The following is a 10,081-nucleotide window of genomic DNA, read 5'->3' as shown; positions in this document are numbered from 1 at the left end:
CATACCGAACACGGAAGTTAAGCTCTTCAGCGCCGATGGTAGTTGGGGGTCTCCCCCTGTGAGAGTAGGACGTCGCTGGGCAACATGGAAAGAGGTCATCCCGAGAGGGATGGCCTTTTTTGTATATTTTTAGATGTGTAAGGCGTTCGCCCAGAAATGCTTCGGAGATCAGGCGTACCCATAGAGGCGCCCTTTGCCTCTGTGGGTGCGAATGATCTTTGAATGTATTTCTAACGCCTGCAACTCGATTACGTGAAGATGCACAGCCAATTCTTAGGGCAAGCCCTTTAATGGGGAAGGACTTTCTAGCAAGGGCATATGTGGTGAAGACTATTGGTGCAGATACTTGAAAGTGTGGCCGATATTCGAGCAACTGCGGCCGATAAGCCGCCATCTACAGCAGATACTCAAGGAATTACGGCAGATACTTGGAGATGCGACCGATATTCGAGCAACTGCGGCCGATAAGCTGTCATCTGCAGCAGATACTCAAGGAACTACGGCAGATACTTGGAGATGCGACTGAAACTCGAGCCACTGAAGTAGGTACTCCATTCTAGGTCTCGACGAAAACGCAGCAACTGCCGACGTAAAATCAGAATCTGCCGCCGTAAACGTTCCATCTGCCGACGATTCACGCCAACGTAGCAGTTGTAAACCCTACTTTTCCAATCTCAACACGCCAGTTCGGTACCGAATAACTGAAAAATCTCTTCGAATATATCAAATCCTCAAACCTTTCCACCTAGAAAAGTCCTTGAGTCACAAAGCCCTTCCTAGAAGGCCCTTTTGTCACCAATCTCTTCTATTAAAAAAACCCACATCTCCAACGAGATGCAGGCAGACTTCCTTGTTATTTTCTCTTCATATCAACAAAACGTTGATCTTTCCCTGTAAGCTCAATCGTGAACGGAAAAATCAGAAAAACGATCAGGAATAAGCCAATTGCCACGAAGGCTGATTCCAGTGCAGTTAGGTCGACTAAAACTCGAATTAACAGGATCGCTACCATGACCATGACAGCGTATGTTCCGCTTCGCATACGGGAATGAGCGGAGAGGTATTGCGTCTCACCACAGTAGGGGCAAGCTTGACCAGATCTACCGAGCCATGCTTTCTTTAAGGCAGCAGGATAAGGCCACGTTTTCCCACAGTTTTGACATGTTCGTTTTGCATCCATTCAAAATCCAACTCCTTCACTTCAGTATACCACGGGAAAATGTGGTTGTTATTCTATGGTTTATACGTGAAAATAAAGGAAGAAGGGGGAAATCGCAGATGAAAGTAGCCGGATTAATTCTTATTATGGTATTTATAGCGTTTGCTATTTACTGGATCAGCGGCAGGCTGATGGGAACACGAATCAACTTTGTGAAACGCATCTTAGCCGTCTTGATAAGTGTGATTTTAACGACAGTGGTGTACTGGTATTCGTATCTGCGAACCACAGATTTCTTAACGAACGAGTTTTATGATATTGTAACGGATCCAAGTGCTATCATTTGGGCGGGCAGCATGTTATTGATCGCGATGTTACTGTATTTATTTTTCGAGCTGTTCGACCCTAGAGCTTTAACAGAGCGGGGAAAGCCCTCTAATCATGCCTCGTTCATCATGAGGATGTTTGTGTATAGACGGAGGCAGCGACGGTTTCGGGCAGTGCTTCAAATTGCCATGGCCAATGGGTTCACTCGAGCACTGAGTTATGCACGTCATCGAGAAAACGAGGAGGAATTGGCACGAGCTTTTCGGGATACACTAGAGCAAGCAGGGGGAATCTTCGTCAAGTTTGGTCAAGTGCTCTCTACACGATCAGAACTATTCCCACGTGCGTTTATTCGAGAACTGAGCAATCTCCAACAGCATGTGACTCCATTATCTGAAGAACTAGTGATTCAAGTACTCAACGAATCTCTTCCGGGTACGGTTGAAGACACATTTAGTTCCTTTGATTATCAGCCACTCGCGGCTGCATCTATTGGTCAAGTCCACATGGCTACATTACGAGAGAGCAATCTGCCTGTAGTAGTAAAGCTACTACGACCGGATGTTTCAGAGATTATGGAAGACGACTTGGGAATTCTTCTAGATTTTGCAGAATGGATTTCAGAAAAGTCGGCCTGGGCGGAGAGCATCGGGTTTAAAGACTTGGCAAAAGGTTTTGCAGAAGGATTAAAAGAAGAAATCGATTTTTCGATAGAAGTCCGGAACACCCTTCAAATTGCGCAGACCGTGAACACAAGTGTCTACCCAGTAAAGGTGCCTATGGTATACACCCGTTTTAGCAATGATAAAATGATTGTTCAAGAATACATTGAAGGATGCACAATTACGGAAGCCGATGAGCTCATCATCCAACATGGGCTTGACCGGTACGAACTGGCTCAGTCCATTCTGTATTCCTTCTTTGAACAAATGATTGGCCCAGGAATCTTTCATGCAGATCCGCATCCTGGGAATATCTTCATTGATGGAAAGACAGGAGAAGCGACACTTCTTGATTTTGGTGCGGTAGGCAGAATGCCAAATGAGCAACAAGAGGCATTTCATCTTTTCTTGCTAGGTCTGCATCAATCAAATGAAAGTGTTATTTTCGATGCAATGACCAAGATGATCTCCGATTCAAGCCATCTTGACCGTGTTGTAATGGAACAAGAAATCGGACAGCTTTTGTTAAAAGTATCTTATGTCGACAAGATTCCAACGCAAGAGCTCGTCTTTACTTTATTTGCGATTGTGCGAAAACATGGCCTTCATTTTTATCCATCTGTCGCTCAAGCACTCCGTTCGATCGTAACTCTTGACGGCACACTGACTGCAATTCATCCGAGCTTTGATACATTCGGGGAGGCAAAAGACTTCTCTGAAGACTACATGCGAGAGATGTGGAAGAAACCTTTCCAGGAACCAAAAGAAGTGTGGAGGACAGTAGAAGAAGAGTTGGCATTAGCGCTTCCGGCACTTCGGAAGTTCCCACGACGAATGGATCAATTGATCAAGCGCATAGAAGGCGGAAAGATCATTCTACACCACGATATTTTTTCGGATAAAGCGAACAATCAATTTATTACACTGTTATTCTCGAAGTTCGTCTTATTAATGGTAGGAATCACGTTCGGAATTATTTCTGTCGCTTTACTTGCTATTGCACAAGTCATTGAAACGGTATATGCAGTCTACTTAAATACCGTTTCTTATGTGGGGTTATTCTTATGTGCAATTTTATTGGTCCGGTTGTCAGTTCAAGCAATTCGAGACATAAAAAAACTGTAGTTAAGTTCAAATTGTTCTTTTCAAACTGCCCGTGTTCCGCTAAAATGAGAGAGCACGGGGGCTTAGCTCAGCTGGGAGAGCGCTTGCATGGCATGCAAGAGGTCGTCGGTTCGATCCCGATAGTCTCCATACAACTTGGGAAAATTGAAATACGGCGTAAAGCCGTTTTTCTTTTGTTGAAAATACGAACATATGTACGATATAATGAACTCACATGAAAGAGGTGAGGCAAATGACATTTTTTGAAGGGATCTCTATGATGATTGGTTTTGGAACATTGATTGTAAGTATATTGGCCTTATCGTACTCCTTCACCCAAAAGAAATAGCCGCCCTATTTAGGACGGCCAATAAAATCTTAAGCAAATTGACGGCAAGCTTCCGCACATGCCTTGCACGCTTTTGCACAATGCTGACAATGTTCGTGATCATGCTTTCCACATTCATCTGCACAAGCTTCACAGATTTCCGCACAAAGTGCAGCCAGTTGTTTGATAAACGGTGAGTTTCTCATGATTGCCTGTTCTAAATAAGAGCAAAAATCGGCACACTCCCGGTCTAATCGAATGCATTCTGCCATCATCTTCACATCTTCTTCCTGAAGGCATGCATCAAAACAGTGATTACAAGCGGCTGCGCAGTCATGTAAGGTAGAAAGCAGTTGCTGAGAGTCTGAGTTCATTACGTATTCCTCCTCCATTAGTCGTTAGTTGTATCCTTCCCTAAGAATACTAGTTTAAAACATTTCCCAATTTTGAGAGAACAGTCATTTGCTATACTCAGGTAAAGACCCCCTGAAAATAAAGTATTATTTCGAATGACACTATAGAAGCGTAAAAAGGAGGACGGAAGATGGTTCAAGTAGAGATGACGCATTTAATGGAGGGAACAAAGATGCAACCCAAGCTTTTGAAGCGTGATGCTTTTACGATTGTCGGATATCAGTTTGAAGCCAGTCTAGTAGAGCTTGAAAAGAATAAGCTCGACTTAGCGTATTACAATGAGTTAGTGCTACATAAAGATCTTGTACCAGACCGAATGACAGATGAAGTCACATTCATCCAGTCCTATCCACTTACGGAACACTTCAATCCTCGACAAGATCGATTTAAGCATATTATCGGATACAAAGTAAGAAAAGCGCTATCACTACCTGACAACATGGTCAGTTATACAGTTCCAGCATGTCATTACATGAAAGCAAAACATATGGGTAGCCCACAAGAGATTCATGACACTCATGATTATTTATTTGCATTTTGTGAAGAACATCAAGAATATACACCTCTTGGATTTGATTTAGAAGAATGGAGTCTTTCCTACAATCCTTTTACAAGTGTTAACGAGGTAGACGTCTATTTAGCTGTTCGATAGTCCTTCCTATGAAGATGGGATGGACTTTTTTATTGTAAAGTTCGGATATTTTAAAGTACCATGTGAATCGAAACTCCCAATTTTACAGAAAACATGAAAAAAAGCATTGTAATCTTATGAATTCACGCTATAATAAAGTTAAATTTATGCAAACGTTTTCACTGCTTTCACCCACAATTCGAAATGGATTACATAGAAAGATCCAGAAAGAACTAGAGTGGAATTTTATTGTGTGCTTTGTGCAAACGCTTGCATGAGTGGGGAAAACCTAGAGGAGGGGCATTATGAAAAAGAATTGGTTAGTATTGTTGCTAGCACTTTTCGTCGCGATGATTGTTGCAGCTTGTGCACCAGATCGTGAAGAACAGGCAGAAACACCAGAGGGGTCTGATTCTGGAACTGAACAAGCAGTTACAGAAGAAAAGCCAGAGAAACTTGTTATTTGGGAAGACATTGACAAGTCTGCAGGCTGGTTAGAAGATGCAATTGCATCATTTGAAGAAGAACACGGAATTCAAGTTGAATTTAAAGAGTTAAACATGGCAGATGCAATCCGTGACCAACTACGTTTAGATGGTCCAGCGGGAAGCGCTCCTGATATTGTAACACTTCCACATGACCAAATTGGTCAAGTTGTAACAGAAGGTTTGATTCAAGAAATTACAGTTGAAGAGGATATTTTAGCTCGCTACAGTGAGTCTGCAGTATCAGCTCAAATGTACAACGGTGCTCTTTACGGATTACCAAAAGCAACTGAAACACCAGTATTTATTTACAACAAAGCATTAATGGAAGAAGCTCCAGCTACAATGGACGAGCTTTACACATTCTCTAAAGATTTCACTTCAGGTGACAACTACGGTTTCTTAGCACTATGGGATAACTTCTACTTCTCACACGCTGTACTAGGTGGTATGGGTGGTTACGTGTTCAAAGAAACTGCTGATGGTCTAGATCGTGAAGACATCGGTCTAAACAACGAAGGCGCAGTAGAAGGTGCTGACTACATTCAACAATGGTATGCTGAAGGACTATTCCCTAAAGCTATCGTAGGTGAAACAGGTGGAGCAGCAATGGACGGCTTATTCAACGACGGTAAAGTAGCTTCAGTTATGAACGGTCCTTGGGCATTCCAAGGTATGCGTGACGCTGGTATCGATATCGGTGTATCAGCAATGCCAACACTTCCAAACGGCGAGCCAATGAAAACATTCATGGGTGTTAAAGGTTGGAACGTGACTGCATTCACTGAGTATCCATACTGGTCAACAAAATTAATCGAACACTTAACAAGTGATGAAGTATCACTTGCTCGTTTTGAAGCAGTATCTGAGATTCCTGCAAACGTTGCTCTAGTTGAAGATCCAGCGATCGCTGACAACGAAGGCGCAAAAGCAGTAGCATTACAATCTCAATATGCAGTTCCAATGCCTAACATCCCAGAAATGGGCGAGGTTTGGGGCCCAATGGCTTCAGCTCTACAAACAATTGCAACAGAAAAAGCGGATGCTAAATCTGCTTTAGATGAAGCTGTTGATCAAATCAAGACAAACATTGAAACAAATCACTAATTCCTAATTAGGTGGAAAAGCGGACAGGTACTTCGGTGCCACCGCTTTTCCTTCCTATTTTTTTGTACATAGATTTGAGTATTACGTGCACTGCACTATAGGAGGCTAGGCCGAATGAAAGATTCAACATCTTCCAAAAAGCATCGTAAAACGGCGCTGCTATTATCTATCCTGCCAGGATTCGGGCAATTTTATAATAAACAAATTCTTAAAGGTCTTGTCTTTCTGATTTTGGCTGTTTCATTTGGCTCAGTATTTTTTGAATATATGGGAGTTGGCTACTGGGGGTTATTTACTTTAGGAGAGATTCCAAAGCTTGACCACTCTATTTTCTTATTGATTGATGGAATCATTGCTGTAATCCTGACCGTTATGGGATTAGGGATTTATGCTTTCAATCTTTATGATGCGTATCACAACGGAAAACGCCGTGACCTTGGTGAAGGCGTCAACTCAGTCAGAAAGCAATACCATAACCTGATCGATAATGGATTCCCTTACTTGATGATTTCACCAGGATTCTTCTTATTGATCTTTGTAGTTATTTTCCCGATCATCTTTGTATTGCTACTAGCGTTTACGAACTATGATTTGTACCACTCACCACCAGCGAACTTAGTGGACTGGGTAGGACTTCAAAACTTTAAAGATATTTTCGCATTAGAAGTTTGGCGTTCTACATTCTTCTCTGTTTTAACATGGACGATTGTGTGGACGTTTGGAGCTACGACTTTACAAGTAGCCCTTGGAATTTTCTTGGCGATTCTAATCAATCAGAAAGACTTGAAAGGAAAAGTGCTGTTCCGTACCATCATGATTTTACCGTGGGCAGTGCCATCATTTATCACGATCCTGATTTTCTCTGGAATGTTTAACGATTTAGGGGCTATTAATAAAGTTGTCTTACCGATGATTGGTATGGATCCTATCCCTTGGATGACAAATGAGACGTTCACGCGTCTTGCACTAATCATGATTCAGACATGGTTAGGATTCCCGTTCATTTTCGCTATGACGACAGGGATCTTACAGTCGATTCCAGAAGAATTATATGAAGCAGCAGATGTGGACGGAGCTTCTGTATTCCAAAAATTCTTCTCCATCACACTGCCGTTAGTTCTTTATGCGACAGCACCGATTCTTATTACGCAATATACCTTTAACTTTAACAACTTCAATGTTATCTTCCTATTCAATGGAGGAGGCCCGGCACTTCCGAGTCAGAATGCGGGCGGTACGGATATCTTGATTTCATGGATCTACCGCTTGACGATGACAAGTGCTCAATATGGAAAAGCTGCCGCAATCACCATGATTCTTTCTATCATTGTTATTACCGTAGCGTTATGGCAGTTTAAACGAACGAAGTCGTTCCAAGAGGAGGATATGATGTAATGACGAAGAAACAAAGCAAACTCATTCGTTTGACCATTTCCTACCTGATTATTTTGATAATGGCTGCTATTGTGTTGTATCCACTTCTTTGGGTTTTAGGTTCTTCCTTCAACCCTGGGAATAGCTTGAATAGTTCTAAGATTTTCCCTGATAATCCAACACTAAAGCATTATCAACTCTTATTTGATTTAGAAAGCTCTAATTACTTGTTATGGTATTGGAACTCTATGAAAATCAGTTTGATGACAATGATTTTCTCAGTCATTTTAGTATCATTTACAGCCTATTCGTTTTCCCGATATCGATTCGTGGGACGCAAAAACGGGTTGATGACGTTTTTAATTCTGCAAATGATTCCAAACTTTGCAGCTCTTATTGCTATCTTTGTATTGGCAACACGTCTTCAGTTAATTGATACGCACCTTGGATTGATCTTGTTCTATGTAGGTGGACAAATTCCTATGAGTACGTGGTTAATGAAAGGGTACTTGGATACCATCCCTAAAGACTTGGACGAATCGGCTCGTATGGACGGGGCAGGACATTTCCGTATCTTCATTCAGATTATCATGCCGCTTGCAAAACCGATCATCTCGGTAGTTGCTTTGTTCGCGTTCATTGCCCCATTAGGGGACTTCATCATTGCACGCATCTTACTACGTTCAAATGAACAGTATACACTAGCTGTTGGTCTTTATGACTTAGTAGCAAAGCAGTTCGGGAACTCATTCACAACGTTTGCTGCTGGTGCTGTTTTAGTATCGGTTCCAATCGCGTTGCTGTTCTTAGTGTTCCAAAAGTATTTCGTTTCTGGTCTAACGGCTGGAGGAACGAAAGGGTAATAAAAAAGCACTTCCCAGAGAAAATGGGAAGTGCTTTTTTTACTGTCCAGACCATTCAAAGTCGTCAATCGATACTTTCTCACCATCGAACTGCTCTGCTAAAGACCAGACTTCTAAACGATAAGTGCCTTCAGGAACTGACATAGAAGCAAGCTCATTCTTGAGGTCGAGTGGTTGTTCCCAAGATTTTCCTGCAGCAACGACTTGTTCGCTTAAAGCTTGTGTAAACATTTTGTTCATGGAATACGTATAGACGGTTTCTCCAGCGTCATCAAAGAGTTGGTACTCAAATTGCTGGCCACTTGTGAAAGTTAATGTGACATCTTCCTCTGTACCATTGGTAATCACTAAAAAGTAATCTCCATTCTCTTCTTTGATCTGTTGTGTCAATTCATTAGTCATTTCTTCGCCGCCCTCTCCTGAAGATTCATTCATTTCTGTAGAGCCACAAGCGGCAAGTAGCAGAATTCCAAACATCCAAATAATCCACCATTTTTTCATCATCCTCGTCCTCCTTTAGCCATTAGAACGGTTCAGTTGCTTTTTCGTTACACGGAGACGAGAAATGTTTCCTAAGACGACTTCGCCGTGCGGAATGAGTTTTTGAATAGCCAGTGATGCAAGTATTGGAAACACGATGCCTGCTACGGTAAACCCAATAGGTCCGAGTAAGAAATAGTCATTTAAAATCATATACGTAAAGATATGCAAGTACATGATGGCAATCGAGTGACTTTCAATAAACTGCATAGGCTTCATTTCGAGGTATTTAGCAAGCAACTGGAACACCCACACAAATACGACAATCATCGCTAGTGGGATTACTAGGTCCAAGACGAAGTGATTGTAGCGTAAAAACTTCAGACTCAGGTGGTAATCGATCCAGCCGATTTTATCGACTGCTATTGCTATGATAGTCACGAAAAGTCCTGCTACTCCCACTTTATTCGGTACTTCTAACCAGAACGACTTTAAATAACTTCCAATTGCAAAGTACACGACGGCAATAAAAGCGACGTCCAGGTTCCACAACATTGGAATTGCTTGACTAGCTTGGTCCGGTGCGCCGCCTACAACGTCCATTGCCCAAAAGCTTTGGATGTGCGCAATCGTATATAATAGGAAGAGGACAGCCCATTGTGTCGTGCGTTTCGTATAAAGAGTCAAGAATGTAAAGATTACATAAGAGAAATATAGGGTAGTGATGAACCAAATCACCCCGTAAGCACCACGTGCAAAACGTCCACCAATTAAAATCTTTAAGAAATCTTCTGCATACCAACGCCAATCAAAATTCAGAGTGGCCAGTTCGATAGAATACCGAACTGAAGTGATTGCGAGTAAAAAGAAGAAATACGGGAATAACAGTTGCATAAAGCGTTTTGTTAAAGTTCCGTTTGCTTCTTTGAGAGAGTGCACTTCTTTAAAGAAAATTCCACTTAATAAGAAGAAAGCGGGCATATGAAACCAGTAAATATATTGGATCAGTGGAAATGGCATCTCGTGTGGGTAATGCCCAAGTACAACTAGAATCATGAGAAATCCTTTTGCTGCATCGAGCCAATGTATGCGTTTTTTTGCCATTTGGCACCCTCCTTTCAAGAGGAGAAATTAAATGTCCACACGA

General features: G+C 42.0%; 10 protein-coding genes, 1 tRNA gene and 1 rRNA gene. 8 read left to right on the top strand and 4 right to left on the bottom strand.

Features of this window, described 5'->3' with window-relative positions:
* Positions 1 to 81, top strand: a 5S ribosomal RNA gene (gene rrf, locus CF394_RS07465); the annotation flags it as partial.
* Between the two features lie 772 nt (positions 82 to 853).
* Here the strand turns inward: rrf and CF394_RS07460 are convergent.
* Positions 854 to 1,180 (bottom strand): TIGR04104 family putative zinc finger protein, encoded by a 327-nt coding sequence (locus CF394_RS07460; RefSeq protein WP_094942682.1) that lies wholly within the window; start codon positions 1,178 to 1,180, stop codon positions 854 to 856.
* Between the two features lie 98 nt (positions 1,181 to 1,278).
* Between CF394_RS07460 and CF394_RS07455 the strand changes: the two genes are divergently transcribed.
* The 3 genes from CF394_RS07455 to CF394_RS16285 all read left to right on the top strand — a co-directional run bounded on the left by CF394_RS07455 (position 1,279) and on the right by CF394_RS16285 (position 3,601).
* Positions 1,279 to 3,273, top strand: coding sequence for an ABC1 kinase family protein (locus tag CF394_RS07455; RefSeq protein WP_094942680.1), 1,995 nt, complete (start codon positions 1,279 to 1,281; stop codon positions 3,271 to 3,273).
* 56 nt (positions 3,274 to 3,329) lie between these two features.
* Positions 3,330 to 3,402, top strand: a tRNA-Ala gene (locus CF394_RS07450).
* A gap of 85 nt (positions 3,403 to 3,487) precedes the next feature.
* A complete protein-coding gene (locus CF394_RS16285) occupies positions 3,488 to 3,601 on the top strand; it encodes a putative holin-like toxin (RefSeq protein WP_369333188.1) in 114 nt (37 codons plus the stop codon).
* 29 nt (positions 3,602 to 3,630) lie between these two features.
* On the opposite strand, the gene CF394_RS07445 is transcribed toward CF394_RS16285, so the two are convergent.
* Positions 3,631 to 3,954, bottom strand: a complete 324-nt coding sequence (locus CF394_RS07445; RefSeq protein WP_094942679.1) for a four-helix bundle copper-binding protein — start codon at positions 3,952 to 3,954, stop codon at positions 3,631 to 3,633.
* Between the two features lie 170 nt (positions 3,955 to 4,124).
* On the opposite strand from CF394_RS07445, the gene CF394_RS07440 reads away from it, so the two are divergent.
* The 4 genes from CF394_RS07440 to CF394_RS07425 all read left to right on the top strand — a co-directional run bounded on the left by CF394_RS07440 (position 4,125) and on the right by CF394_RS07425 (position 8,454).
* Complete coding sequence (locus tag CF394_RS07440) at positions 4,125 to 4,646, top strand: GyrI-like domain-containing protein (protein WP_094942677.1); 522 nt, start codon at positions 4,125 to 4,127, stop codon at positions 4,644 to 4,646.
* 284 nt (positions 4,647 to 4,930) lie between these two features.
* A complete protein-coding gene (locus CF394_RS07435; RefSeq protein ID WP_094942676.1) occupies positions 4,931 to 6,217 on the top strand; it encodes an extracellular solute-binding protein in 1,287 nt (428 codons plus the stop codon).
* 114 nt (positions 6,218 to 6,331) lie between these two features.
* Positions 6,332 to 7,612: a carbohydrate ABC transporter permease gene (locus CF394_RS07430; protein ID WP_094942674.1), complete on the top strand. Its 1,281-nt coding sequence runs from the start codon at positions 6,332 to 6,334 to the stop codon at positions 7,610 to 7,612.
* Positions 7,612 to 8,454 carry a sugar ABC transporter permease gene (locus CF394_RS07425; RefSeq protein ID WP_094942673.1) on the top strand — a complete coding sequence of 281 codons (843 nt, stop codon included), beginning with the start codon at positions 7,612 to 7,614 and terminating at the stop codon, positions 8,452 to 8,454. The genes CF394_RS07430 and CF394_RS07425 overlap by 1 nt, the downstream gene beginning before the upstream one ends.
* Before the next feature lie 39 nt (positions 8,455 to 8,493).
* Here the strand turns inward: CF394_RS07425 and CF394_RS07420 are convergent, their stop codons facing one another.
* Positions 8,494 to 8,958 (bottom strand): BsuPI-related putative proteinase inhibitor, encoded by a 465-nt coding sequence (locus CF394_RS07420; protein WP_094942671.1) that lies wholly within the window; start codon positions 8,956 to 8,958, stop codon positions 8,494 to 8,496.
* 12 nt (positions 8,959 to 8,970) lie between these two features.
* Positions 8,971 to 10,038, bottom strand: coding sequence for an acyltransferase family protein (locus CF394_RS07415; RefSeq protein ID WP_094942670.1), 1,068 nt, complete (start codon positions 10,036 to 10,038; stop codon positions 8,971 to 8,973).
* Positions 10,039 to 10,081 lie beyond the last annotated feature (43 nt).

This window comes from Tetzosporium hominis (assembly GCF_002265435.1).
Lineage (GTDB): Bacteria > Bacillota > Bacilli > Bacillales_A > Planococcaceae > Chryseomicrobium > Chryseomicrobium hominis.
This window is presented reverse-complemented; position numbering and strand designations above follow the sequence as displayed.

Excerpts from the sequence above, each read along its gene's own strand:
- CF394_RS07460 (WP_094942682.1), bottom strand. The coding sequence starts at position 1,180 with ATGGATGCAAAACGAACATGTCAAAACTGTGGGAAAACGTGGCCTTAT.
- CF394_RS07455 (WP_094942680.1), top strand. The coding sequence starts at position 1,279 with ATGAAAGTAGCCGGATTAATTCTTATTATGGTATTTATAGCGTTTGCT.
- CF394_RS16285 (WP_369333188.1), top strand. The coding sequence starts at position 3,488 with ATGAAAGAGGTGAGGCAAATGACATTTTTTGAAGGGATCTCTATGATG.
- CF394_RS07445 (WP_094942679.1), bottom strand. The coding sequence starts at position 3,954 with ATGAACTCAGACTCTCAGCAACTGCTTTCTACCTTACATGACTGCGCA.
- CF394_RS07440 (WP_094942677.1), top strand. The coding sequence starts at position 4,125 with ATGGTTCAAGTAGAGATGACGCATTTAATGGAGGGAACAAAGATGCAA.
- CF394_RS07435 (WP_094942676.1), top strand. The coding sequence starts at position 4,931 with ATGAAAAAGAATTGGTTAGTATTGTTGCTAGCACTTTTCGTCGCGATG.
- CF394_RS07430 (WP_094942674.1), top strand. The coding sequence starts at position 6,332 with ATGAAAGATTCAACATCTTCCAAAAAGCATCGTAAAACGGCGCTGCTA.
- CF394_RS07425 (WP_094942673.1), top strand. The coding sequence starts at position 7,612 with ATGACGAAGAAACAAAGCAAACTCATTCGTTTGACCATTTCCTACCTG.
- CF394_RS07420 (WP_094942671.1), bottom strand. The coding sequence starts at position 8,958 with ATGATGAAAAAATGGTGGATTATTTGGATGTTTGGAATTCTGCTACTT.
- CF394_RS07415 (WP_094942670.1), bottom strand. The coding sequence starts at position 10,038 with ATGGCAAAAAAACGCATACATTGGCTCGATGCAGCAAAAGGATTTCTC.